The 24,452-nt window shown below is 56.0% G+C and carries 20 protein-coding genes; 13 read left to right on the top strand and 7 right to left on the bottom strand.

The features are described 5' to 3' along the window. Positions 1-12 precede the first annotated feature (12 nt). Positions 13-600 (top strand): shikimate kinase, encoded by a 588-nt coding sequence (locus ACR0DE_RS12575; RefSeq protein WP_170393308.1) that lies wholly within the window; start codon positions 13-15, stop codon positions 598-600. Next, the gene (aroB, locus tag ACR0DE_RS12570) at positions 600-1,712 is read left to right on the top strand and encodes a 3-dehydroquinate synthase (protein ID WP_480753459.1); all 1,113 of its coding nucleotides are present in this window, start codon (positions 600-602) and stop codon (positions 1,710-1,712) included. Before ACR0DE_RS12575 ends, aroB begins: the two co-directional genes overlap by 1 nt. Before the next feature lie 3 nt (positions 1,713-1,715). Here aroB and ACR0DE_RS12565 read toward each other — a convergent pair whose 3' ends face one another. Beyond that, positions 1,716-2,786 (bottom strand): site-2 protease family protein, encoded by a 1,071-nt coding sequence (locus ACR0DE_RS12565; protein ID WP_480753457.1) that lies wholly within the window; start codon positions 2,784-2,786, stop codon positions 1,716-1,718. Between the two features lie 18 nt (positions 2,787-2,804). Continuing rightward, positions 2,805-3,290: a single-stranded DNA-binding protein gene (ssb, locus tag ACR0DE_RS12560; RefSeq protein WP_170393305.1), complete on the bottom strand. Its 486-nt coding sequence runs from the start codon at positions 3,288-3,290 to the stop codon at positions 2,805-2,807. Between the two features lie 207 nt (positions 3,291-3,497). Between ssb and ACR0DE_RS12555 the strand changes: the two genes are divergently transcribed. The 3 genes from ACR0DE_RS12555 to ACR0DE_RS12545 all read left to right on the top strand — a co-directional run bounded on the left by ACR0DE_RS12555 (position 3,498) and on the right by ACR0DE_RS12545 (position 6,243). Continuing rightward, the gene (locus ACR0DE_RS12555) at positions 3,498-4,076 is read left to right on the top strand and encodes a lytic transglycosylase domain-containing protein (protein WP_170421251.1); all 579 of its coding nucleotides are present in this window, start codon (positions 3,498-3,500) and stop codon (positions 4,074-4,076) included. 87 nt (positions 4,077-4,163) lie between these two features. Beyond that, positions 4,164-5,126, top strand: coding sequence for a LuxR C-terminal-related transcriptional regulator (locus tag ACR0DE_RS12550; RefSeq protein WP_480753455.1), 963 nt, complete (start codon positions 4,164-4,166; stop codon positions 5,124-5,126). 130 nt (positions 5,127-5,256) lie between these two features. After that, the gene (locus ACR0DE_RS12545; protein WP_170510750.1) at positions 5,257-6,243 is read left to right on the top strand and encodes an MBL fold metallo-hydrolase; all 987 of its coding nucleotides are present in this window, start codon (positions 5,257-5,259) and stop codon (positions 6,241-6,243) included. 114 nt (positions 6,244-6,357) lie between these two features. Here the strand turns inward: ACR0DE_RS12545 and ACR0DE_RS12540 are convergent, their stop codons facing one another. The 5 genes from ACR0DE_RS12540 to miaA form a co-directional block, all read right to left on the bottom strand. Continuing rightward, a complete protein-coding gene (locus ACR0DE_RS12540) occupies positions 6,358-8,445 on the bottom strand; it encodes a dipeptide ABC transporter ATP-binding protein (protein ID WP_170393301.1) in 2,088 nt (695 codons plus the stop codon). A 93-nt stretch (positions 8,446-8,538) separates the two neighbouring features. Continuing rightward, the gene (locus ACR0DE_RS12535) at positions 8,539-10,002 is read right to left on the bottom strand and encodes an ABC transporter permease (protein WP_480753453.1); all 1,464 of its coding nucleotides are present in this window, start codon (positions 10,000-10,002) and stop codon (positions 8,539-8,541) included. A 13-nt stretch (positions 10,003-10,015) separates the two neighbouring features. Continuing rightward, on the bottom strand, positions 10,016-11,062 hold the full coding sequence (locus ACR0DE_RS12530; protein WP_170393299.1) for an ABC transporter permease: 1,047 nt from the start codon (positions 11,060-11,062) through the stop codon (positions 10,016-10,018). A gap of 121 nt (positions 11,063-11,183) precedes the next feature. Further along, the gene (locus tag ACR0DE_RS12525) at positions 11,184-12,854 is read right to left on the bottom strand and encodes an ABC transporter substrate-binding protein (protein ID WP_170393298.1); all 1,671 of its coding nucleotides are present in this window, start codon (positions 12,852-12,854) and stop codon (positions 11,184-11,186) included. Between the two features lie 351 nt (positions 12,855-13,205). Continuing rightward, a complete protein-coding gene (miaA, locus tag ACR0DE_RS12520) occupies positions 13,206-14,099 on the bottom strand; it encodes a tRNA (adenosine(37)-N6)-dimethylallyltransferase MiaA (protein ID WP_480753451.1) in 894 nt (297 codons plus the stop codon). Positions 14,100-14,196: 97 nt separating this feature from the next. Here miaA and pyrH point away from each other — a divergent pair, with 97 nt between their 5' ends. The 8 genes from pyrH to ACR0DE_RS12480 all read left to right on the top strand — a co-directional run bounded on the left by pyrH (position 14,197) and on the right by ACR0DE_RS12480 (position 24,419). Next, positions 14,197-14,949: a UMP kinase gene (pyrH, locus tag ACR0DE_RS12515; protein ID WP_170393296.1), complete on the top strand. Its 753-nt coding sequence runs from the start codon at positions 14,197-14,199 to the stop codon at positions 14,947-14,949. A gap of 334 nt (positions 14,950-15,283) precedes the next feature. After that, positions 15,284-16,510, top strand: coding sequence for an aminotransferase class V-fold PLP-dependent enzyme (locus ACR0DE_RS12510; protein WP_170393294.1), 1,227 nt, complete (start codon positions 15,284-15,286; stop codon positions 16,508-16,510). A gap of 47 nt (positions 16,511-16,557) precedes the next feature. Next, positions 16,558-17,982 carry a cryptochrome/photolyase family protein gene (locus ACR0DE_RS12505; RefSeq protein WP_480753449.1) on the top strand — a complete coding sequence of 475 codons (1,425 nt, stop codon included), beginning with the start codon at positions 16,558-16,560 and terminating at the stop codon, positions 17,980-17,982. 69 nt (positions 17,983-18,051) lie between these two features. After that, positions 18,052-19,260: an SAM-dependent methyltransferase gene (locus ACR0DE_RS12500; RefSeq protein WP_170393292.1), complete on the top strand. Its 1,209-nt coding sequence runs from the start codon at positions 18,052-18,054 to the stop codon at positions 19,258-19,260. A gap of 16 nt (positions 19,261-19,276) precedes the next feature. Further along, on the top strand, positions 19,277-19,717 hold the full coding sequence (locus tag ACR0DE_RS12495; protein ID WP_170405320.1) for a TrgA family protein: 441 nt from the start codon (positions 19,277-19,279) through the stop codon (positions 19,715-19,717). A 29-nt stretch (positions 19,718-19,746) separates the two neighbouring features. Further along, positions 19,747-20,865, top strand: coding sequence for an NUDIX domain-containing protein (locus ACR0DE_RS12490; protein WP_480753447.1), 1,119 nt, complete (start codon positions 19,747-19,749; stop codon positions 20,863-20,865). A 66-nt stretch (positions 20,866-20,931) separates the two neighbouring features. Then, positions 20,932-21,966: a cysteine synthase A gene (locus ACR0DE_RS12485; protein WP_170393289.1), complete on the top strand. Its 1,035-nt coding sequence runs from the start codon at positions 20,932-20,934 to the stop codon at positions 21,964-21,966. Next, positions 21,966-24,419 (top strand): DUF3772 domain-containing protein, encoded by a 2,454-nt coding sequence (locus ACR0DE_RS12480; protein ID WP_480753446.1) that lies wholly within the window; start codon positions 21,966-21,968, stop codon positions 24,417-24,419. The genes ACR0DE_RS12485 and ACR0DE_RS12480 overlap by 1 nt, the downstream gene beginning before the upstream one ends. The last annotated feature ends 33 nt before the right edge of the window (positions 24,420-24,452 follow it).

Genomic DNA, 24,452 nt, shown 5'->3' with positions numbered 1-24,452 from the left:
ATTCACGACGAAATGAGCGAAATTAAGCATAACACGGTGCGTTCCGACACAGCCGCGCAGTTTCAACTGCACAAAACCGTCGTTTTGGTCGGAATGATGGGGGCTGGAAAGACTGCGGTGGGCCGGGCTCTGGCGGCTCGGCTCGGCGTTCCCTTTCTCGATAGCGATTCCGAGATCGAATCGGCAGCCAACATGACCATCCCCGAGATATTTGCCCGCGATGGTGAGGCGTTCTTTCGCAGCAAGGAAAGTCAGATCATCGGGCGGCTTCTGGACGAGGAAAAAGGCATTCTGTCGACTGGAGGCGGCGCGTTTCTGGCAGAAGGCAATCGAAAAATGATCTCAGATCGTGGTGCATCTGTGTGGTTGCGGGCCGATCTGAACGTGTTGTGGAATCGCGTCAAACATAAAGACACGCGCCCATTGCTGCGTACGGCAGACCCGTATGCAACGTTGCGTGGTTTGTACGAGGCGCGCGTGCCGATCTATGAACAGGCCGATCTGGTGGCTGACTCAGATGGCGAAACCGCAATCGAAGATATGGTGGATCGGGTGATTGCCGCATTGGTGACGCGCCCGGATATATTGGAACGAATTTAATGCATCAAACCGTACATGTTGATTTGGCCGAGCGTTCTTATGATGTAGAGATCTGCCCCGGCCTTTTGGCGCAATCAGGGGAACGGATTGCCCCGCTTCTAAAGCGCCCACGCGTTGCCGTTCTGACCGATGAAACGGTCGCGGGAATGCATCTGGACGCCCTGCGCGATGGTCTGGCCTCAGCCGGGGTCGGGATGAGCGCGCTGGCGCTACCAGCAGGTGAAGCGACCAAAAGCTGGCCGCATTTTGAGCGCGCTGTGGAATGGTTGCTGGCAGAGAAGGTCGAACGGAACGACATCGTCGTTGCGCTAGGTGGGGGTGTAATCGGTGATCTGGCGGGTTTTGCTGCTGCGGTTATGCGGCGCGGGGTGCGCTTTGTTCAGATACCTACCTCGCTGCTAGCACAGGTCGACAGCTCGGTTGGCGGCAAGACCGGGATCAATGCGCCACAGGGCAAGAACCTGATTGGAGCGTTTCACCAGCCGTCACTGGTGTTGGCCGACACGGACGTGCTGGGTACGTTACAGACGCGGGACTTTCTCGCCGGATATGGCGAAGTCGTCAAATATGGACTGTTGGGTGATGCCCAGTTCTTTGAGTGGCTTGAAGACAACGGGCCTCTGTTAGCATCCGGCGACATGGCGGCGCGCGTGCAGGCCGTCACACGTTCGGTTCAGATGAAGGCCGATATCGTGGCGCGCGACGAGACCGAGCAGGGCGACCGGGCGCTGCTCAATCTGGGTCATACTTTCTGCCACGCGCTTGAGGCTGCGACCGATTATTCTGATCGATTGCTGCACGGTGAAGGTGTCGCCATCGGCTGTGCGCTGGCGTTTGAAACTTCTTCTCGGCTGGGGCTTTGCCCGCAAGAAGATCCAAGCCGTGTCAGGGCGCATTTGCGCGCCATGGGCATGAAGACTGATCTGGCCGATATTCCGGGTGAACTGCCGGATGCAGAAACACTGGTCGATCTGATGGCGCAGGACAAAAAGGTCGTGGATGGCCAGTTGCGTTTCATTATGGCACGAGGCATCGGGCAGGCATTCGTCACTTCAGAAGTGCCGCGCGAGACAGTGGTCTCGGTGCTTGATGATGCGCTGGCCGCCTGCTGAGATTCAGCGCCCCTGGATTACCATCAGCTCGCCGATGTTTTCGCGGGTGATATAGCCAACCATGTGTCCCGATTTGGTGCATACAGCAATTGCGGGTGCACCTTTATGCAGGCCATTCAGAACTTGGTCCAATCCGCTGGTGAGTGCGGCTTGTGGTATGTTCTTATCCATAATCGACGCTGCAGGCTCGGATCGGGGATGGTCGCTTGCTAACGCTGCGAACAGTCGGTCACGGGTGACAAAACCCAAAAGGCTGCCATCCTCGGCCAAGACGGGAAACTCGTGCTGGGTCGTATGAATGACCGCTTGAGCCGCCGTCGCCAACGTATCATCGGGCGACAACGCCTTGAACTCGGTGATCATCGCATCCCGGGCCTTAACACGCCGCGCAACCGAACGTAGTGCAACGTCCTGGTTTTCGGAATTCGCGGCAATGAAGACAAATACGGCGATCAGAACCAGGATCGGGTTGCCAGAGGTCAGCCCCAGAAAACCAAGCCCGACCGCTACGATCTGACCGCCAAGGGCGGCGATCCGCGTGGCCTTGGCACGTTCCATCTTCATACATAGCAAGGCGCGGAATACACGCCCGCCGTCCATCGGAAATGCCGGGATCATGTTGAAGGCCGCCAGCAGCAGATTCACATAGGCCAGACGGCTCAATAGGTTCGTGCCTGCCGAGTCGATCTGTGCCAGCGATCCAAGTTGTATCCCCGCGCCTAAAACCACAAGGATGGCCCAGATGACGACGTTTACGGCCGGGCCTGCTAAGGCGACCCAAACCTCCTGCATCGGTTTTTCTGGCATCCGCTCAAGACGTGCCAGTCCACCGATTGGCAGCAAAGTGATATCAGGGGTGCGAATGCCGTATCGCCTTGCCATGAGCGCGTGACCGAATTCATGCGCCACGACACAGGCAAACAAAGCCAGAACGAACAGGATGTTGTTGAGCGCAGCGGGCCAACCGCCGCTGGAATACGCCGCAAAACCAACCCAGGCGAGCAGCAGGAAGAAGGTGACATGGACCCTCAGTTCCGAGCCGAGCAATCGGCCAAGTGAGAAGGACCATGCCATGTTGTTTCTCCGTTTGGTTTAGAACGGAATCTCGTCGTCATCGATGCCGCCGGATGCAGGGGCAGGGGCGCTGGACTGGCCGCCATAGGGATCACCATAGCCTCCTCCGGCCTGACCACCGCCATAGCCACCACCGCCGCCACCGCCTTCACCGCGGGCATCCAGCATAGTTAGCTCGCTGCGGTAAGGGCGCAGGACAACCTCAGTCGAATAGCGATCCTGCCCCGACTGATCCTGCCACTTGCGGGTCTCTAACTGGCCCTCAACATAGACTTTGCTGCCTTTACGCAAATACTGCTCGGCAACGCGAACCAGAGGTTCCGAGAAGATGGCGACTGTGTGCCATTGGGTTCGATCCCGACGCTCACCAGTGTTGCGGTCTTTCCATGTCTCTGACGTTGCGATGCGCAGGTTGCACACCTTACCACCGTTCTGGAACGACCGCACCTCGGGGTCGGCACCGAGATTGCCGATCAGAATGACCTTGTTTACTGAACCCGCCATATATTCCCTCGTTTTACTCTGATTGGATGGCGCCCGAATCTGGCGCTGTATTCTAGTGCTGACCCTATACGGGCTACGACTTGGTTGAAACATGATTGATCGTGCAACGCTGAGCAGGAAAACATTAGGACTGTCTTAACCAAGCTTTCATTTCCGGCTGATTTAACTATAATCTGATTGGTTGTTGATGGTGCAGGATTGGCATTAATGCGTTTTCTGGTCGGCGGTATCTCGGTATTGGGTCTTTGTCTGACGTCGTTTGCGACGCAGGCAGAAACGCTGTCCACCAAGAATCGCAAGGCGATATTCCTCAAGCAATCCAAGGTTTTGGATAATCGGGCCGCTACGCAATATCGCGGCTCTGAACGGCTTAAACCCAAGACCGAGCGTGGGAAATTCGTCAAGCGTTACTCTGGTAACTATCGAGGCCAGTATCTGGATCATGCCAGAAAAGCAGCGCGGCAACATAACGTGCCGGAAGAACTTTTCCTGCGACTTGTTCAACAAGAAAGCGGGTGGAACCCGAATGCCAAATCCCACAAAGGGGCCTTGGGTCTTGCGCAACTGATGCCCCAGACCGCGCGGCTGCTGGGCGTCAATCCGCACGATCCGATCCAGAATCTGGAGGGTGGTGCGCGTTATCTTTCCTGGCAATACCGCAAGTTCAAGTCCTGGCGCCTTGCACTGGCAGCTTACAATGCAGGGCCCAAAGCAGTTGAAAAGCACGGCGGAATTCCACCCTACAAGGAAACCCAGAACTACGTAAAAGTGATCTGGGGGGGCTAGCTGCGCCGCAGCGTGTCTGTTTCTTGATCTACCGCCAAACGCTGTCCTAGTCTGATTGGATAACTTTTCGGACTGGTGCGAATTGCGATGATCCAAGATCGACCCAACATACCGCCCGAGACAATGGCGAACTGGCAGCGTTTGGTCGACCTTGTTTCGCAGCTGGCCGATGTGCCCGCCACTTTGATCATGAAGACCGAAGCGCCGGATCATGCGGTTCTGATCACATCGGATCATCCAGAAAACCCATACCCGGTCGGCATGAATTTTCGACTGAACCCGAAGCTCTATTGTCAGGGCGTTCTGGAACGCGACGGCGAATTTGTTGTCGAGGACGCAACCTGTGACCCGGCTTGGAGCGACAATGAGGACATGGAGCATGGAATGTCCTTCTATATCGGTTTTCCGCTGAAGTGGCCGGATGGTTCGGTATTCGGAACAATCTGCGTCTTGGACCGTCACCGCAATCGCCGGGCCTTGTTGTTTCGTGAAGGTTTGGCACAGTTTGCGCGCATGGTTGAATCGGATTTGGCTTTGATCCAAGAGGTTTACCTGCGCCGAGCGCTGGAAGTGAAGTTGAATGAAACTCTGGCGCAACTGGAGCACCGCGTCGCGGCGAGGACGCGGGAGCTGCAGGAAACAAACACGGCGCTACGGGTGCTGTTGACCAGTTTGGACGAAGATCGGAAAGACCGGGATCAGGATATCGTAGATCAGGTTCGCACGATGGTGTTGCCTTATCTGGACAAGTTGCGCGGGCTATTGACCGAAGGCGACGCCTCGCAAGTTTATCTGGAACTGGCCGAGCGTAATCTGCAAGAGATTACTTCAATGATTTCCGACAAACTATCGGATGCGTTTTCGGTCATGACGCCGACCGAGATCGAAATTGCTCAGCTGGTCATGTCGGGCAAAACCACGAAAGATATCGCCCGGGCGATGTCGCGCGAAACTTCTACAATTGATTTTCATCGTAACAATATTCGTCGAAAACTTGGCCTCGAAGGCCGTGATCAGAACTTGCGAAGCCATCTTTTGTCGATTTCGTGATTTCTGAATATGGGGATTTCCCCCATATTCCCCCCCGATTTTTCTGATCTGAGCAACCTGTGCCACGCGCGCTAGGCTGGTCGCAGGGGTGCGGACCAAGCCGGGCCTTTTCAACTCGGGAGGATAAAAAATGGATCGCAAAGATCTGAAACCCACAATTCTAAACGGAGAACGCGACACATTGGCAACTGGTCTGTCGCGTCGATCGTTCTTTATGGCTGCCGGGGCCGCCGGTGTCGGTGCAGGGGCCTCACTGCTGGGTAGCAAACCGGCCGAGGCGCAATCACAGGCCTGGCTGCAGCCTGGCAATAATAACCACGTAATCGATCTACAGGGCTCGACTGGTCAGGCAAGCACGGGAGCGGTTGGAATCGATTATTACGGTCACTGCGCGATCAAAATTACCTCTCCAAACGGAGCGACCGTGTTGTTTGATCCTTGGCGCGATGATCCCTCCGGCGCATGGGGCCTGTGGTTCCGCAACGAGTTCCCGCAGATCCCAGTTGATATCACTATGTCCACTCATGCTCATTTTGACCATGACGCTATCGAGCGGCCAAGTTCCACAATGGTTTTAGACAGGATGGCGGGCAATTTTGAATTTGCTGATCTTAAGATCACAGGTTTTGCTGACAAACATGCCTGCGTTGCGCCGGGTTGGTACGAATGGACCAATGCCTTGGCCGAGTTTGGCGCGGAAGCTTGTCCGCCCAACAACGTCGGACATATGGATATGGTGGTCTACCTTGTCGAAACCGGAGGCATTCGCACCTTGATCTGGGGCGACAACCGCCACAATCCGCCTCAGGAGTTCTGGGATGCTATAGGACAGGTAGACGTGCTGACTTTGCCTGTCGACGGATCGGAACACATCCTTAGCTTCGATCAGGGCAACGATATTGTCGCCAAGCTCAAGCCCAAGATCATCATCCCGACGCATTACCTAAATGAGGTTACGTCATACACGCTTACGACGCTGCAGGCCGCAGACGATTGGGTCAAAAGCCAGCAGAGTTACAAGATGCTCGACAGCGCCAGTCTCAAACTGGAAGCCGGAGATGTGGCGGGTATGAATCAGGAGTTCATGCACTTCGGCAACAACGTGATGACGGGCTGATTACGATCAGAAACTGCCACTCACCCACGACCTGCGTCGCCTGTCTCCCCACTAAACGTGACGCAAATTGAAAGGGCCGGTTTTGACCGGCCCTTTTCTTTCGTTTGCGCGGATCTATTCGGCCGCAATTTTGATAACCGGCTCCATTTTGGCCAGAATGTCTTCGGCAAGGTGACATTTCACCTGATGACCATCCGCAAGTGTTTGCACCGGGGGCACATGGGATTCGCATCGCCCATCCGGCACTTCTGATTTCCAGCGACAGCGTGTTTGGAATGGGCAACCCGGCGGCGGGTTCATGGCCGAGGGGATATCGCCCTCAAGCACGATGTGCTGTTTTTCGATCGATGTGTCCGCGATTGGAACCGCACTTAGCAATGCCTCAGTGTAGGGATGATAGGGTGGGCTAAAGACCTGATCGGTGGTGCCCAGTTCAACCACATGCCCCAGATACATCACCATCACACGGTCACTGAGATAGCGCACGATTGAAAGGTCGTGACTGATGAACAGCAGCGTGGTTTTGTGCTCGCGCTGAATTTCCATCAACAGGTCTGTAACGGCAGCTTGTACGGATACGTCCAGCGCCGAAACCGGTTCATCCGCAACCACGATCCGTGCATCACCGGCAAAGGCGCGGGCGATACCGACGCGCTGCTTCTGACCGCCTGATAGCTGGCGTGGCATCCTGTCCGCGAAGGCGCGGGGCAATTTCACGAGATCCAGCAGTTCCAGCATCCGCTTCTTGCGATCGGCCTCGGAGTCACCGACACCAAAGATTTCCAGCGCCCGGATGATTTGACGGCCTACGGTCATCGACGGGTTCAGCGTGTCGAACGGGTTCTGAAACACCATCTGCACTTCGCCAACGGTCTTGGCGTCGCGTTCTTCGATGGGCACGTCCTCGATATTGCGATTGTCCAGCAGGATCTGCCCGTCGGTGGCCGTTTCCAGCCCCATCAAGACCTTCGCAAAAGTGGATTTGCCGCAACCGGATTCGCCGACGATGGCAAGCGTCTCGGATTCATGCGCTTCAAAGCTTAGCGTCTCATTGGCCTTGACCACTTTGGTCTCACCACCGCCGAACAATGCATTCGCAGCCACCTCATAGTATTTCTTGAGGTTATCCATTTTCAGAACAGTCCGGCCAATCTCGCCTTTCTCTTTCTGCTCACCAACGGTGATTGGCGCGTTCCAGTCGATTTCCTGGAATTTCAAGCATCGCGTATGGTGTCGGTCGTTGCCCGGTACCGCCTCCATCAGGATATCCTTGGCGTCACAGCGGCCTTCTTCGAAATAGTCGCAGCGCGGACCAAAGTTACATCCCGGAGGCCGCTCATGGGGCAGGGGAAAGTTCCCAGGTATGGCCACCAGCGGGCGCGAGTTCTTGTCAGCGCCCGGCAGCGGGATCGAGCGGAACAGCGCCTGCGTATACGGGTGCTGCATCTCGTCGAATACATCCTTGATCGAGCCACGCTCGACGGCTTCACCTGAATACATCACGCACAGCCGGTCGCAGGTTTCCAGCACCAGACCCAGATTGTGCGAAATGAACAGCATCGAGGTGCCGTATTTCTTGCCCAGATCCTTGACCAACTCGACCACGGCGGCCTCGACCGTCACGTCCAGAGCGGTTGTTGGCTCATCCAAGATCAACAAGGCAGGTTTCGACATCAGCGCCATCGCAATCACGATCCGCTGCTGCTGACCGCCTGACAGCTGATGCGGGAACGAGTTCAGCATCCGCTCAGGGTCGGGCAGGCGTACATCGGTGACGACCTCCAGCGCACGCGCGTAGGCCTCTTCCGCGCCCACACCTTCGTGGATCATCGGCACTTCCATCAGCTGCTTGCCGATCTTCATCGCCGGATTCAGCGATGCCATCGGCTCTTGATAGATCATCGCGATTTCATTGCCACGTATGTCGCGCAGCTCTTCGGTGGTCATTTCACCCAGATCACGCCCCTTGAACTTGATCGAGCCACCGACGATGCGGCCATTCTTGCCCAAATCCTGCATGACACCCAACGCCACGGTAGATTTCCCACAACCTGATTCACCCACCAAACCGACGGCTTCGCCGGGTTGCACACTGACCGAGAAATCCATCACGGCAGGGATCTCACGAAGGCGGGTAAAGAAGGAAATCGAAAGCTTGTCGATCTCCAGGATTGGCCCGTCATAATCCGCCAGTTTGTTCATCTTATTACTCCTCGCGAGAGTCCGGGGGTTCCCCTTCATCTGGCTAAAAATATCTCGGGGGTCCGGGGGCAGAGCCCCCGGCCTCGATCACAATCAGTCCTTCAGACTTTCTTCGCGCAGACCATCCGCCAGCAGGTTCAAGCCAAGAACCAGCGACAGCAATGCCAGCGCGGGCGGCAGTGCGGGATGTAGATAGATCGACAGAAGCTTGCGCCCCTCGTTGATCGTCGAGCCCCAGTCCGGGCTTTCCGGTGGCAGCCCCAGCCCGAAGAAACCCAAGGTTCCAAGCAGGATGGTCGTGTAGCCGATGCGCAGGCAGAAATCGACGATCAGCGGGCCACGCGCGTTGGGCAGGATTTCCCACAGCATGATGTACCATGGACCCTCGCCGCGCGTTTGGGCCGCAGCCACATAGTCGCGAGTTTTGATGTCCAGCGCCAGTCCGCGTACGATGCGGAACACGGTCGGAGAGTTCACGAAGACCACCGAGACGAACACCACCAGAATACCGCCTGGAATATCGAACAGATCAAGGTAGGTCGGCAGACCCCAGATGCGGTAGCTGTCGGTGTTGATGATGTAGCCACCGGTCGAAATCAGCGACAGGTAGAGCCAGAGCGCAACACCCAGAACGCCGATCAACAAAGGCGTTCGAAAACTGGGACGCGTATAGAAACGCGAATTCAGCAGAACGCCGAGGAAGATGATCGGGAACACGAATAGGATCGCCGCCATATAGTTCGGCACGCCGGTCGCTACGATCTCGGGCGTGACCAAAAGGTAGAACAGCAAGATAACGGGAAAAGCCAGGATCAGGTTCGCGAGGAATGACAGGAGCGTATCCAGACGCCCGCCATAGTAGCCTGCGGGTAAACCCAGAGTGATACCGACCATGAAGGCAAACATCGTCGCCAGCGGCGCGATCTGCACGACGATCCAAGCACCTTTAACCATACGGCTAAAGACGTCGCGCGCGAGGTTATCTCCACCCAGCAAATACCAAGCGTATTGACCGTCCTCCAGATTGGGAAGCGGGGTGCCCGGCACTTTGTTCTTCATACCTGAGACCTGCGACAGGGGATCGTGGGTTACGATCAGATCGAGTGCGCCAAATATGCCGGTGAACACCCAGAACATCACAAGGCCAAAGCCGATCATACCAATGGGGCTGTCGAACAGCTTGCCATAAAGGCCCAGCTTGCGCTTGAACGCAATCGACATCGCATAAAGGATGATCAGCGACAGCCAGACGGGCAGAAACTGCTGAGAGATAGCGCCGATGATGCCAGCACTGGTCCCCATCAGGATGCCAAGGACAATGTACGCCACCGCGATTCCCACACTTGCCAGAAAGCTATAGCGCAGCGCCGATTGTATCAGGATTCTCAGGCCAGAGCTCGAACTGAGCGTCCCATCGGCATTCACAATCATCTGATCTTCGGGCAGCACAATACTCGCCAGCATCCAGACAACGATCGACAAAAGCATCATTCCCAACGCAAGCATCAACAGTGGGTTCAGGAAGGCGATAGAGCCGGTCCAGGTAAGTGGTTCCATGATCTATCTCTCCTTACGAAATGCGGATGCGCGGGTTGAGGTAGACATAGCCGATATCCGAGATCAGCTGCGTCACCAGCACCACAAAGACCGACACGACCGAGATCGCCAGCAGCAGCTGGATGTCATTGTTGCCCGCTGCCTGTACAAGCGCCCAGCCAAAGCCCTTGTAGTTAAACAGGGTCTCGACGATCACGACACCATTCAGCAGCCATGGGAACTGCAGCATGATGACTGTAAATGGCGCGATAAGCGCGTTGCGCAGCGCGTGTTTCATGACGATATTCGGGAATGACACGCCTTTCAGACGCGCCGTCCTGATGTATTGCGCCGTCATCACCTCGGTCATTGAGGCGCGGGTCATCCGGGCGATATAGCCCATCCCGTAAAGCGCGATGGTCAGAACTGGTAGGAAGAAGTTCTCGAACGTCGGGTTCTCCATCGCTTGCGTGGCGGTGCCTTTGAACCATTTCAAACCTACGGCGGAGGATGTGAAGATCGCTATGAAGATAACGCCCGAGACGTATTCTGGGGTCGCCGTCGTCGTAATGGCAAAGGTTGAAAGCGTCCGGTCAGTGGCCGAACCTTCCTTCATCCCGGCCAGGATGCCCAGAATGAGTGCCGAAGGGACCATCAGCAGCATCACCCAGAACATCAGCCGTCCGGTCAGTGCCAGCCGGTTGCCAACAACGGTAGAGACCTCTTCCTTGAAGACAGTTGAATATCCCCAGTACCCCTGCAGGATACCGCAGAAATTCGGAGATTCCTCGGCAGTTTTGCCTGGCAGGATACATCTGCCCTGAACGGTACCGTCCTCATTCGTGTGTCGGAACGAGGGCAGGACACCGAGCCATTCACCGTATTTGATCGGCGTGGACTGGAGGTAGCCGTTTTTCTCCAGATAGCTTTCGACCTGTTCATCAGACATCCTGAAATTGCCCTGCGTCTTCGCAAGCTTTTCCAGGTTCGGGTAGAGATTGGTAAGGAAGAAGACCAGGAATGTCAGGCACAATGCTGTCAGCAGCATAATCCCCACACGCCTTAGAATAAAAAGTCCCATGTTAGCCCCTGTTGATCGGCTGGCGTGACAGGCATTTCGCCCCACGCATTGCTATTATTCTGGTCGCCGTATTGAGGACGAAGGGCCGCGCCAGATTGGCGCGGCCCTTGTAGGTTTCGGCTTAGGAAGTCAGGCCGAACTTATAAAGCTGCGGCAGGTCCGCAATGTGCTTTTCGACACCGACCATATTGTCGCGGTGGTGACGCATCGCGGTCCGCCAATACGGCTGGATGACCACGCCTTCGTCGATCATGATCGCCTGCAGTTTCGCCATCACCTCGCGGCGCATATCGACATCCGCGATCGAGTTCGCCTCGGCCAGCAGCTTGTCGAACTCTTCGTTGGCAAAACCAGATTCATTCCAAGCGACACCCGACTTATACGCCAGTGCCAGAACCTGCGTGCCCAGCGGGCGGTGGTTCCAGTTGGTCGAGGAATACGGGTACTTGGTCCAGTCGTTCCAGAATGTCGAACCAGGCAGAACCGTGTGCTTTGCCTTGATGCCCGCATCGTTCAACTGAGCCACTACCGCAGCCGTGGTATTGCGACGCCAGTCATCGTCGATCGACTGCACTTCGTGCTCGAAATCGCCCATACCCGCTTCGTCCATCAGCGCCTTTGCGCCTGCCGGATCGTAAGGGATACGCGTCACAGCCGAGTCGTACTCCGGGTGCATCGGGCCTACATGACAGTTGTCGGCAGTGATGCCGTAGCCGGACATGCCAAGTTCAAGGCAGACGGCGTTGTCGACTGCCATGGCGAGGGCCTGACGGACCCTCTTGTCGCCATAGATTTTGTTGCCATCGGCGTCTTCAGCCAGCTGGTTGGGGCGAATGACAATGGTAAAGCCCGATGGGATTTCCGAGCGGACAAGGCCAATACTGTCAAAGATGTCGACAAACTCGCCAACCGATTCCCAGTTCATATCGATCTCTTCGGCCTCATAGGCGGCCAGGAAAGCGGCAGGGTCAGTGCCATAATCGATGAATTCGATCCGGTCGATATAGCCGCCTTTACCAGCTTCGTAGCCCCACCAGTCAAAGCCTTCGTTGCGGACCAGTACGCCCTTCACGCCGACCTCATGGCTTTCGGGCATCATGAAACCCGTACCAACTGGGTTGGACAGCATATCATTTGCATCAAAGCTGCTGTGTACGATTGCACCCGGATAGTCTGCCATGCCGGGGATGATCGTGATATCCGGCGCGTTGCACTTCAGCTTGACTGTATGCGAGTCGACAACGGTGATGGCGCCATCTGCGGCTTTCTGAGTGCTCTCATCCATCAGTGAGGCCATGCGCGAGGCCATCGAGTTCCCTTCCAGAGACCCGTCGCACCAACCTTCGATATTGCGAGCTACGTCTTCGGCAGTGAAATCGTCACCATTGTTCCACTTCACACCTTTGCGGACGTTCAGCGTGTATTCAGTGGCGTCATCATTGGCTTCCCAGCTTTCCAGCAGCATGGGTTTGAACGAGCCGTCATTATTGTATTCGACAAGATATTCCAGCCAGCCAGCCGTGAAGGTTGCGATCTGCGTCCAGTCATATGTGCGCGGATCTTTCAGTGCGCGCACTTCCATTTGATAGCGGATGGTGCCGCCACGCTGAGGTTCGGCAGCGGCTGCCGGTGACTGCAGGCCAATCATGCCATATGCCGTCGGTACGGCAACGCCCAGCGCGGTTACACGGGCCAGAAATTCACGACGGCTCAGATTGCCCTCACGATATTCCTTGGCGTGCATCTCTGCCGCCCAATGCATCGGCTTTCCGTTGATTGTCTGGTTTTCCATAGATGTCTCCCTGTGACACATAATTTTTTTAGATTTCGTGTTTCTGATTGATAGAGCCGGGCACTACAGGGACCGTTTAGTCTCGGTTGGTAGGGCCACGAGCTTGGATTTACGATTTATCAACATCCCCATAGCCGCATTCGGCACCAGTTTTTTCCCTGCGTCAATGTTGGAAATCGTCATAGATGGTACAAAAACGACATCCGAGCAGAAAGTGAGGTTCGGAAAGTTTCAATGTGAAAGGAAACGAGACACGTTGTGACGGATAGATGGATATATATCTATCTCTCTCCATGGTGCTGATTAAGGCGTTGTTATATTGGGCTTTATCGTATCCGGCGACTGCAGCCTTCAACACGCAGCGTCAAGGTGATGCCAGAACTTCATGCGCGCACGGAACCATGTGCGTTGGCGCTTGGCAAACTGACGTGTCGCGATCGTCGCTTTTTCGCGCGCCTCATCCAGTGTCATGCGGCCGTCCAGGTAGCCCATTAGCTCCGGAACGCCGATCGCTTTACAGGAGGGAAAAGAGGGGTCATTGCGATCGCGCATGGCCTCCACTTCCTCTATAGCTCCTTGGTCCAACATCAGGTCGAACCGTCGGTTGATGCGATCCAGCAGCCAGTCTTTTCTGGCGTCGAAAACAATCGGTACCGTGTTTTGAATATCCAGTATCGGGGCGGGTGTGTCGGCCTGCCAATCCGAAAGGGATCGCCCGGTTGCGTTCTGAACCTCCCAGGCGCGTTGAACACGCGCGCGGTTTTGGGTGTCGATCCTCTGCAGGGTCAGACCGTCCAAACCCGCGATTAGTTCTTGCAACGGCAACTCATCCGCGTGTTCCCGGATTTCCGGCGGGGTTGCGGGGATATCGGCCATCCCCTCGGTCAGAGCTGTGAAATACAGACCGGTCCCTCCGACGATTATCGGACGAGGGCGTTGCGACAGCATCGGCGTGACCTCTCGCAGCCAATGACCAGTCGAATAGGTCTGGTCATAGGCAACATGCCCATACAGACGGTGCGGTGCGCGGGCCTCATCCTCGGGCGAGGGGCGGGCCGAGATAATACGCCAGCAGTCATAGACCTGACTGGCATCGGCGTTGACAATCACGCCTCCGAAACGCTCGGCGATCAACAGCGCCAGCGCCGATTTACCCGAGGCAGTGGGCCCGGCGATCAATACAGGTTTGTCATCGGGAATCGACGGCAATTGCGCCAAAAGCCGGTTCTCAGAGTTGTCGGCCATGACTGGTTGCCCCGTTCCTGACTATCCGCATTGAACCTGCGGAGGTTTTGCTTCATTTTGCGCCGGAAAATAACCCCGTGCCAGCCCGGAGCGCAACATGAGCCTTTCCCCTTCCGTCGAGACCACCGAGACCCCAAAAACAACATATGACCGTGTCATGTTGAAGATTTCCGGCGAGGCGCTGATGGGAGATCAGGGATTCGGACTGCATCCGCCCACCGTTCAGCGCATCGCGCAAGAGGTCAAATCGGTTCATGATCTTGGTGTTGAGATTTGCATGGTCATCGGTGGTGGCAATATCTTCCGTGGTCTGTCTGGTTCGGCGCAGGGGATGGAGCGTACGACAGCCGACTACATGGGTATGCTGGCGACTGTCATGAACGCGCTGGCGATGCAATCCGCTCTGGAGGGGGTAGGGGTCTTTACACGTGTAATTTCGGCCATTCGGATGGATGAGGTGTGCGAGCCCTACATTCGCCGCCGTGCTGTTCGTCACCTTGAGAAAAAGCGGGTTTGCATCTTTGCCGCAGGAACCGGGAACCCCTATTTCACCACCGATACCGCTGCGACTCTGCGTGCTAACGAAATGGCGTGTCAGGCGATCTTCATGGGCAAGAACGGTGTGGATGGCGTTTATGACAAAGACCCCAAGGTGCACGCGGATGCAGTGCGCTATGATCAGGTTTCTTATGACGATGTTTTGGCCAAGCGGCTGCGCGTGATGGACGCATCGGCCATTGCATTGGCGCGCGACAACAATCTGCCACTGATCGTTTTCGGTCTGGATGAACCCGGCGGGTTCCGCGGCATCCTGGCGGGTGAGGGGACTTATACCAAAGTTCAGGGCTAATGCTGATTTGAGCAACACTGAGCCGGGCATCTCTGCCCGGCACTTTCCTACCTAAATGAAACTAAGCCCCGCGTGGGCCAATGACTTCGTCAGTGCACACATTGCGTGGCGGCAAAAAAATACCATTAACGCAATCACTTGACCCAACCTTCTGCCTCTGGCTATCTGGCCGGGTCTGCTGGTGGTGATGGGGCCATCATGGGGGCTGCCGTCGATCCTTACCCGTTCCAAGGACCTGCGGCTGGGCTGGAAGACCTGCCTTGTTTTCGGGGATGTCCGGACTTTGCGCGGGCAACGACCCGGACTGTAGTGCATGATAAGGGAGAGAGATGCGATGGGCGCTCTTGATATTGAATTCGTTCGGGCACAGTTCCCGGCCTTTTCGGAACCCAGCCTTCAAGGACAGGCCTTTTTTGAGAATGCAGGTGGATCCTATACCTGCAAACCTGTGCTTGATCGGTTGAGCCGGTTCTACACCCAGCGAAAGGTTCAGCCCTACGCGCCCTATGAGGCGAGCCGTGCGGGTGGCGCGGAAATGGACGAAGCACGAGCGCGACTTGCCGCGATATTGGGGGTGGAAACAGATGAGCTGAGCTTTGGCCCTTCGACGACGCAGAACACCTATGTACTGGCTCAGGCATTCCGGCAGTGGATGCAGCCGGGCGAAGCGATTGTCGTGACCAATCAGGACCACGAAGCAAACTCGGGGCCCTGGCGGCGATTGGCCGATGAGGGGATCGAAATTCGGGAATGGAAGATTGATCCGGAGAGTGGGTCTTTGAACCCGCAAGATTTGGAGAATTTGCTGGACGAGAAAGTGCGGCTGGTGTGCTTTCCGCATTGCTCGAATGTCGTTGGGGAAATCAACCCGGTCACCGAAATCACCGCAATCGCACATGCTGCGGGTGCTTTTGCCTGTGTCGACGGGGTTTCTTACGCACCGCACGGGTTCCCCAATGTCGGTGATCTGGGCCCTGATATCTATCTGTTTTCCGCCTACAAAACCTATGGCCCGCATCAGGGTTGCATGGTTATTCGACGAGCTCTGGGTGAATTGCTGCCCAACCAAGCGCATTATTTCAACGGCGACACTCTTTTCAAGCGGTTCACACCAGCCGGGCCTGACCATGCTCAGATCGCGGCCAGCGCAGGCATGGCGGACTATGTGGACCTGCTTTGTGCCCATCATGGAGGACCGGAAACAGGAGCGTCGGCAAGGGGGTCCTTTGTGCATGATCTGATGCGGGAACACGAGGTCGCTCTATTGCAACCTCTGCTGGACGCGGTCAAAGACCGGAACGCTCTGCGCCTGATCGGATCGTCTGATGCCAGTCGGCGCGCACCGACGGTAGCGTTAAGTCTGAATAAGAAGGCCGAGCCTGTTGCTGCCGAGCTTTCGAAACACGGTATCATGGCAGGTGGCGGTGATTTCTATGCTCATCGCCCTCTGCAGGCGATGGGTGTCGATGCAGACCAAGGGGTCTTGCGTCTTAGCTTTACGCACTACACCAGTCGACAGGAAATTGATCAGCTTTTGGAGGCGCTTGACCGCGTTTTGTGATCCAGTTTCTGCGGCGCTTCGTAGTTCGAAGAAAACATGGGGCGGACATGGATTTTGATCATTCTCCGATCATTTTGTGGTTCAGGCGCGATCTTCGGTTAGGAGATCATCCGGCGCTGAGCGCGGCGGTGCAATCAGGTCGACCCATCGTGCCCGTATTTGTTCTCGATCATCAGGTTCAGACTTTGGGTGCCGCGCCGAAATGGCGCCTTGGTCTGGGCCTTGACGCTTTTGCCAGCAGGCTTGAGCAGCTTGGCAGCAAGTTGATACTGCGCCAGGGTCAAGCACTGGATGTTCTTTGTGAACTGGTCAGAGAAACTGGGGCAGGCTCCGTATTCTGGACGCGGGCTTATGATCCGGAGGCGATCAACAGGGATACCCAGATCAAGGCCGCTTTGACCGAACAGGGTATCCAGGCACAGTCTTTTGCTGGCCAACTTCTGTTTGAGCCTTGGACGATCGCCACCAAAACCGGCCAGCCGTTTCGGGTCTTCACTCCGATGTGGCGATCAGTGCAGGGGCGCGAAGTCTCTTTGCCCGAGCCCGCGCCCACGCGGCTTATGACGCCGAAAACCTGGCCTGCGTCCGATCAATTGTCTGATTGGCGATTGGATCGGGATATGCAGCGCGGGGCCGCAGTGGTCCGCCCGTTTGTCCACCCGGGCGAAAATGCGGCGCTGGACCAGTTGGATGCGTTTCTAGAACGTATTGATCAGTATCGCGAACAGCGGGACCAACTGGATCAATCTGGAACCTCTGATCTTTCAGAATACCTTGCACTGGGCGAGATCGGGCCGCGTACAATCTGGCATCGGGTGCAAATCGCCGACCAAACCGGGGCGCATGGTGGTGAAGGCTATCTGCGTCAGCTTGTGTGGCGTGAGTTCGCATATCACTTAATGTACCACTGGCCGCATCTTCTGAGTGCCAATTGGAAGCCTGAATGGGACGCATTCCCTTGGAATACTGATCCCGACACACCCGAAGTGCGCGCGTGGCGCCAGGCAAGAACCGGAATTCCGCTTGTCGATGCAGGTCTAAGACAAATGTATGTCACCGGACGCATGCACAATCGGGCTCGGATGATTGTCGCGAGTTATCTGACAAAGCATCTGATGACGCATTGGAAAATCGGCGCAGACTGGTTCGGGGATTGCCTGATCGACTGGGACCCAGCTGCAAATGCGATGGGATGGCAATGGGTGGCCGGTTGCGGCCCTGATGCCGCACCGTATTTCCGTATCTTCAATCCCGACACACAGCGCGAGCGGTTTGATCCAAACTCAGGTTATGTGCGTCGCTGGATTGCCGAGGGCCAATCCGAGCCGCCATCGACCGCGCTAGCCTATTTTGATGCCGTGCCGCGATCATGGGGGCTTTCTCCTGACCAGATGTATCCCGCACCGGTGGTGGGGCTGAAGGAAGGCCGCGCCCGTGCGTTGGGCGCGTATAATGCCGGAAAAGACCAGTAAGGAACTGAAAACTTGCCAGAAACCGAATCCCGTCCTAGCTTTGACCCGCAACCGCAGAGGGGAGAGCGGATGTTCCTGACGAGCACCGAAGGGCAGGAAAACCTGCCGAGATATTTTACACAAGTCTTCAAGATGCTGAAGAGGATGGAGCGCGGCCGACTTGACATCGCGCTGCCCGACGGACGCATTTTCCGCGCGGATGCGCCACAACCAGGCCCCGTGGCACATGTGGACATCCACGACCCGGACGTCTTTTCCCGGCTGGTGCGCGAGGGAGAGCTGGGCTTCTCGGACGGCTACCTTGAAGGCGATTGGAGCACACCGGACCTACGCAGTTTCATGGACCTCGTGCATCTGGGAACTGAGACGGTCTACGATGATTTTACCGGACAGTTTCTTGTGCGAGCCTATGAAAGACTGCGGTTCTGGTTGCATCGTAACAACCGGTCGCAGGCGAAAAAGAACATCTCGTATCACTATGATCTCGGCAATGACTTCTATGGCCTGTGGCTGGATGACACGATGACCTATTCCAGTGCCATATTTGAAACGGGTCAGGAAAGCCTCGAAAAGGCGCAAACTGCTAAATACGCCAGCCTGGTGGATGAAATGGGGGCCAAACCGGGGGATCATATCCTTGAGATCGGGTGCGGCTGGGGTGGGTTCGCCGAATATGCCGCGAAAGAGCGTGGGTTGCGCGTCACCGGGCTGACCATTAGCCAAGAGCAGTTGAAGTTTGCTAGAGAGCGAATTGAAAAAGCAGGGCTTTCTGATCTAGTGGAGTTCAAGCTACAGGACTACCGCGATGAGCAGGGTCAATATGATGGAATTGCCTCGATCGAGATGTTCGAGGCAGTCGGTCAGAAATATTGGCCCGCATATTTCAACACGGTCCGTGATCGGTTGAAGCCGGGTGCCCATGCCACTTTGCAGATCATCACGGTCGCGGATCATCGTTGGGATATTTACAAGAACGGCGTTGATTTCATTCAGAAATACATCTTTCCCGGCGGGATGTTGCCAGCACCGTCTATCCTTAGAGATCAGATCGATCAGGCGGGGTTGACCGTTGTACGCTCAAAAGAGTTTGGCAAAAGCTACGATCTGACCCTGCGGCGCTGGTACGAGACCTTCAATGCCAAGTGGGATCAGATATCGGAGATGGGGTTTGATGAGCGTTTTCGCCGCATGTGGAATTATTATTTGACCGCATGTGGCGCAGCCTTTGACACCGGTAATTGTGATGTGACACAGATCACGATAGCCAAACCCAGTTGAAGAACGGAAAAATCGAATGCCTACAGCCTCACGTCTCGTCGCCGCATTGTGTCTGCTGGTGATCGCGTTCCTTGTGTCGGGCATGATTATCGATAACGGGGAAGAGGGTAAGGACTATGGTTATTTCACCTACGTGAACATAATCCTGGGTTGGATCTGCGGCTGGGTTGTCATGGGTAAACGTGCTGGCCGTGGCTGGACCGCGGCCGTCAACAACGGTTTGACCGGTGTTGCGGCGCTGGTGTTCTGGGGGCTGTTCGTTCAGGGCACCTACGAGATGTTCAGTCAGGCGATGCGCCATCGGTTTGGTGGTCCGTTTGAGGCTCTGCTTGCTATCTTTCAGATCGGGATTGGCTATGGTGAACAGCTTCTGGCACCGGAAATCTTGCTTACGCTGGGTTTTGGTGCTGTTCTCAGCGGGATACTTACCGAAATTGCCTTTCGCCGCTGGCGTTAAATCTGATCTGCCAATTCGGGGCCTCAACTTTGTCCAATCTGTTTTTCTATGGCACTCTGCGCCATGTCTCTTTGCTGGAACTCGTCATGGGTCGCAGCGCAGACGATTTATCGGCGATGCAGGCTGTTTTGCCCGATCACGCCGTATATGCGGTTCAAGATCAACCCTTTCCAATGATTGTCACCGAAAAGGGCAGTAAGGCCAGTGGCGTTCTGGTGCAGGGCCTAGGTGACGTCGAGCGTAGTCGATTGGCCTTCTATGAAGGCGGGTTCGAATATGAACTGCGCCCGGAGACAATTGTGACTGAGGATGGAAAAGAACATCAGGCCAAGGTGTTCTTTCCGGATACTGACATTTGGAAAAAAGGCGCACCGTGGGATCTTGAAACCTGGATCAGGGATTGGGGTGCGCTTTCGGTGTTCGCGGCAGACGAGGTGATGGCCCATTATGGAAGAGTCGATGCCTCGGACATCGTGGGCAGCTTTCCAGCCATAAGAACACGCGCCTGGGCCAGATTAGCGGCAAGACAACGTGGAACGGGGGATGAGCGGAGCGTTGCGGATGACGTGATCGTTCAAGACCGCAAGCACGCCTATATAAATTATTTTGGGATGGATGAAATTGAACTGCAGCATCGTCAGTATGACGGTGCCATGAGCCCGGTGCTTCATCGCAGCGGGTTGATGCAAGGGTCTGCAGTGATCGTCCTGCCTTATGATCCGGTGCGCGATACGGTGTTGCTGGTAGAGCAATTCCGTGCGCCCGTGTTCCTGATCGACGACCCCGAGCCGTGGATGTGGGAGCCTGTGGCTGGTATGATCGATCCGGGCGAAACACCTCAGCAGGCGGCCACCCGCGAGGCCATGGAAGAAGCGCAGATTTCACTATACCAACTGGAATATGCAGGTGGTGCCTATTCATCCAGCGGATCGTCAACAGAATATGTTTATCTCTATGTCGGTCTTGGGGATCTGACTAGTACGGTTGAAAGCGGTGGCCTCGCTTCCGAAGGTGAGGATATCCGCAGCAGAATTCTGCCGTTTGATGAATTCATGAGCATGGTAGATGCTCATGTTTTCAAGGATCTGCCGCTTCTAACTCTTGCTTATTGGTTGGCGCGGAACCGCGATCGACTGCGCGCTAAGTGATCCCTGCTTGTGATCGCGTCAGGGCACCTGTAAATCTGCTGCAATACCATATGACAAGAGGATGCCATGCGCATTGCACGAGACCTTGCCGACGCTGTCGGTAAAACACCTTTGATCCGGCTGCGTCGCGTCAGCGAAGAAACGGGATGCGAGATTCTCGGCAAGGCCGAATTCATGAACCCGGGTCAGTCCGTCAAAGACCGTGCTGCGTTGTTTATCATCCGCGATGCGATAGCGCGCGGTGATCTGAAACCCGGCGGCACGATTGTTGAGGGCACGGCCGGAAATACCGGCATCGGTCTGGCGCTGGTTGGTGCCTCGATGGGGTTCAAGACGGTGATCGTCATTCCTGAAACCCAATCCGAAGAGAAAAAGGATATGCTCCGCCTGGCGGGGGCTCAGCTTGTGCAGGTGCCTGCGGCGCCGTACCGTAATCCCAACAACTTTGTGCACTATTCGCGCCGTCTGGCCGAGCAGTTGGCTCAAACCGAACCAAATGGCGCGATTTGGGCCAATCAGTTCGACAATGTCGCCAACCGTCAGGCACATGTGGAAACCACTGGTCCCGAAATCTGGGAGCAGACCGGCGGTAAAGTCGATGGCTTCATCTGTGCCGTTGGATCGGGTGGTACTCTGGCCGGGGTGGCTGAAGCGTTGCAGCCCAAGGGTGTCAAGATCGGTTTGGCTGATCCGATGGGGGCGGGGCTCTATTCCTTCTACACTACGGGTGAGATCGCGATGGAGGGTGGTTCTATTGCCGAAGGTATCGGACAGGTGCGGATTACCAAGAACCTCGAAGGGTTCACCCCTGACCATTCCTGGCAGATTACCGATAGCGAAGCGCTGCCCTATATCTTCGATCTGCTGCGCGAAGAGGGTCTGGTGATGGGCGGGTCAACCGCGATCAACATTGCCGGTGCCGTCCGTTTGGCGAAAGAACTGGGGCCAGGGCACACCATTGTTACGATTTTGTGTGACTACGGCACCCGCTATCAATCCAAACTGTTCAATCCTGAATTCCTGCGTGAAAAGGAACTTCCCGTGCCCGATTGGATGACCGATGCGCCGCGCAGTATTCCTGGCGTGTTTGAGGACGTGTGATGCTGCAACAGGTCCGCCTGTGTCTGGTTCTGGTGCTATTCTGCCTGATTGGGTTGGGCGGGATCGCCTCTGCCCAACTTACTGATCGGCAGAGCGAGTATTATCAGGGCTGGGTCAGCACGGCGGATCGGGCGGAATCTGTTATTCGCGCGAACCGTGCATCCAATGCAGCATTAGAGAATTTGCGTTCGGAAATAAATGAGTATCGCGAAGACTTTAACAAAGCGCGGGGTGCCAACACCGATCGTATTCAGACGCTGGAAAGCCAACTCAAGGCGCTTGGCCCAAAGCCGGCTGAAGGGGAAAGCGAGGCCGAAGACATTGCCAAGCTGCGCGCGCAACTCGAAACCCAGTTGAACAGTTTGCGTGTTCCCCGCATCATCTCGGAAGAGGCTTTCAGTCGCGCGAATGGGCTGATCAGCGAAATTGATCGGATCGTCCGGGACAGACAAAAGAAAGAGATGCTGAAACGCGGGCCGTCGCCGCTCAACCCCGTCTATTGGGGACCAGCCTGGGTCGACATCAAAGAGGCGACGCACAGTCTTATTAACGAAACCATCGAAAACTTGCGCTCTGATGTGGTGCGCGAACAAATCCGCGAGCGCGGTCTTGGCATTCTCGTGCTGTTGGTTGTTTCAGCAGTTCTATTGCTGTTTGGGCGCAAATGGTCCGAGAAAGGCGGCGAATATCTCCGCTCGCTAGGAGGTAGCGGCAGCGGGGTCTGGACCTTTATCGTCTCGCTGTTGCGCATTCTATTGCCTTGGTTGGGCGTGTTGGCGTTGGTCACCGCCGTCGTGCTAACTGGCGTGCTGGGCCTGCGCGGTACACTTTTGTTCCAGCAAATTCCCTATTGGGCCGCGATTATCTTCTATTTTGATTGGATCGGCCGGCAGGTCTATCTGATGGGAGCGGCGCAGAACTTCCAAAGACTGTCCGCAGGCAAAATCAGAGAATTGCGGGTTTATATCGACCTGTTGGCGGTCATGCTTATTCTGCATGAGCTGGCTCAATTGTTCGAGCAGATCGAGAATATCTCTGACGCGACCCGTGCCGTTGTTGGCTTCCCGATCGTTGTGGTATCGGCCCTTCTTCTGCTGCGTGTGCGTCAGGTCCGCCAATCAGAGCCTCAGCAAGAACAGACCGACCAGGAAGCTACCCGCCGTGGCGCAGGGTTCAGCCAATTGGTCGAGTTCTTGCGGCGCGCCTTGTTCATGCTTGGGATTGCGACTCCAATCTTGGGGGCCTTCGGATACATTAACGCTGCCGAAGCTATCGTATTTCCTGCCATCAAAACGCTGGTTCTGATTGCAGCACTGGTGATCGTGCAGCGATTTATTGGTACGGTATATGGCTGGCTTTCAGGGCAGGGCGACGCCGCGCGCGATTCACTGTTTTCGGTTCTGGTCGGGTTCGCGCTTGCCATTCTGGCGTTGCCGATATTGGCGCTTTACTGGGGCGCGCGCCAGACGGACCTGCTTGAAGCTTGGTCGCGATTGTTGCTGGGGTTCGATTTTGGCGGGGTTACGATTTCACCCAGTAACTTCCTGACGTTCGTTGCCATTTTCGCCATTGGATATACGCTGACCCGTTTGCTGCAAAGCGGGCTGCGCAATTCACTGCTGCCGAAGACCAGCATTGATCCCGGCGGGCAGAATGCCATCGTGTCGGGTACCGGATATGTCGGAATTTTTCTAGCGGCACTGATCGCTATCATGGTTGCCGGTTTTGACCTGTCCTCGCTTGCGATCGTGGCGGGTGCTTTGTCGGTCGGCATCGGTTTCGGTCTTCAGACCATTGTATCGAACTTTGTCTCAGGGATCATCCTGCTGGTTGAGCGTCCTATCTCCAAAGGTGACTGGATCGATGTGAACGGGATGATGGGATATGTGCGCGATATCTCAGTCCGGTCGACGCGGATCGAGACGTTCGACCGGACGGATGTGATCGTTCCAAACTCGGACCTGATCAGTGGGGTGGTTACGAATTACACCCGGGGCAATACGATTGGCCGAGTGATCGTGCCTGTAGGCGTCGCCTATGGTACCGATACCCGCAAGGTCGAAACTATTCTGGGCGAGATCGCAAACGGGCACCCGATGGTTCTGGCCAATCCCGCGCCCAGCGTAGTGTTCCAGGGCTTCGGTGCAGACTCGTTGGATTTTGAAATCCGCGCAATCCTGCGGGATGTGAACTGGGTGCTGTCTGTCAAATCCGACATGAACCACGAGATCAATCGCCGGTTCGTTGAGGAAGGTATCGAGATCCCGTTCGCGCAGCGTGACCTGTGGCTCCGTAACCCTGAGGTGCTGACGGGTCAGTCCGATCCGTCCAATGATGCTTCTGCCGTGGATGACGACCTATCACCCCAAGCGCCATCGACAAAACCAGTAGACATGACAGCAGACGATCTGGACGCGGCAGGGGATCAGGACGGCGAGGGCGACAACCACTGAGCGTGATGCGATCGGCATTTTCCCGCAAATGGT

This window comes from Ruegeria sp. C10, from assembly GCF_056537805.1.
The sequence above is the reverse complement of the archived record's forward strand: the minus strand, read 5'-3'. Positions and strand labels throughout refer to the sequence as shown.

Coding starts and splice junctions, on each gene's coding strand:
- ACR0DE_RS12565 (WP_480753457.1), bottom strand. CDS start 2,786: ATGGCATGGTCCTTCTCACTTGGCCGATTGCTCGGCTCGGAACTGAGG.
- ACR0DE_RS12510 (WP_170393294.1), top strand. CDS start 15,284: ATGGGCGCTCTTGATATTGAATTCGTTCGGGCACAGTTCCCGGCCTTT.
- ACR0DE_RS12555 (WP_170421251.1), top strand. CDS start 3,498: ATGCGTTTTCTGGTCGGCGGTATCTCGGTATTGGGTCTTTGTCTGACG.
- pyrH (WP_170393296.1), top strand. CDS start 14,197: ATGAGCCTTTCCCCTTCCGTCGAGACCACCGAGACCCCAAAAACAACA.
- ssb (WP_170393305.1), bottom strand. CDS start 3,290: ATGGCGGGTTCAGTAAACAAGGTCATTCTGATCGGCAATCTCGGTGCC.
- ACR0DE_RS12485 (WP_170393289.1), top strand. CDS start 20,932: ATGCGCATTGCACGAGACCTTGCCGACGCTGTCGGTAAAACACCTTTG.
- ACR0DE_RS12500 (WP_170393292.1), top strand. CDS start 18,052: ATGTTCCTGACGAGCACCGAAGGGCAGGAAAACCTGCCGAGATATTTT.
- ACR0DE_RS12545 (WP_170510750.1), top strand. CDS start 5,257: ATGGATCGCAAAGATCTGAAACCCACAATTCTAAACGGAGAACGCGAC.
- ACR0DE_RS12480 (WP_480753446.1), top strand. CDS start 21,966: ATGCTGCAACAGGTCCGCCTGTGTCTGGTTCTGGTGCTATTCTGCCTG.
- aroB (WP_480753459.1), top strand. CDS start 600: ATGCATCAAACCGTACATGTTGATTTGGCCGAGCGTTCTTATGATGTA.
- ACR0DE_RS12550 (WP_480753455.1), top strand. CDS start 4,164: ATGATCCAAGATCGACCCAACATACCGCCCGAGACAATGGCGAACTGG.
- miaA (WP_480753451.1), bottom strand. CDS start 14,099: ATGGCCGACAACTCTGAGAACCGGCTTTTGGCGCAATTGCCGTCGATT.
- ACR0DE_RS12575 (WP_170393308.1), top strand. CDS start 13: ATGAGCGAAATTAAGCATAACACGGTGCGTTCCGACACAGCCGCGCAG.
- ACR0DE_RS12535 (WP_480753453.1), bottom strand. CDS start 10,002: ATGGAACCACTTACCTGGACCGGCTCTATCGCCTTCCTGAACCCACTG.
- ACR0DE_RS12540 (WP_170393301.1), bottom strand. CDS start 8,445: ATGAACAAACTGGCGGATTATGACGGGCCAATCCTGGAGATCGACAAG.
- ACR0DE_RS12525 (WP_170393298.1), bottom strand. CDS start 12,854: ATGGAAAACCAGACAATCAACGGAAAGCCGATGCATTGGGCGGCAGAG.
- ACR0DE_RS12530 (WP_170393299.1), bottom strand. CDS start 11,062: ATGGGACTTTTTATTCTAAGGCGTGTGGGGATTATGCTGCTGACAGCA.
- ACR0DE_RS12495 (WP_170405320.1), top strand. CDS start 19,277: ATGCCTACAGCCTCACGTCTCGTCGCCGCATTGTGTCTGCTGGTGATC.
- ACR0DE_RS12505 (WP_480753449.1), top strand. CDS start 16,558: ATGGATTTTGATCATTCTCCGATCATTTTGTGGTTCAGGCGCGATCTT.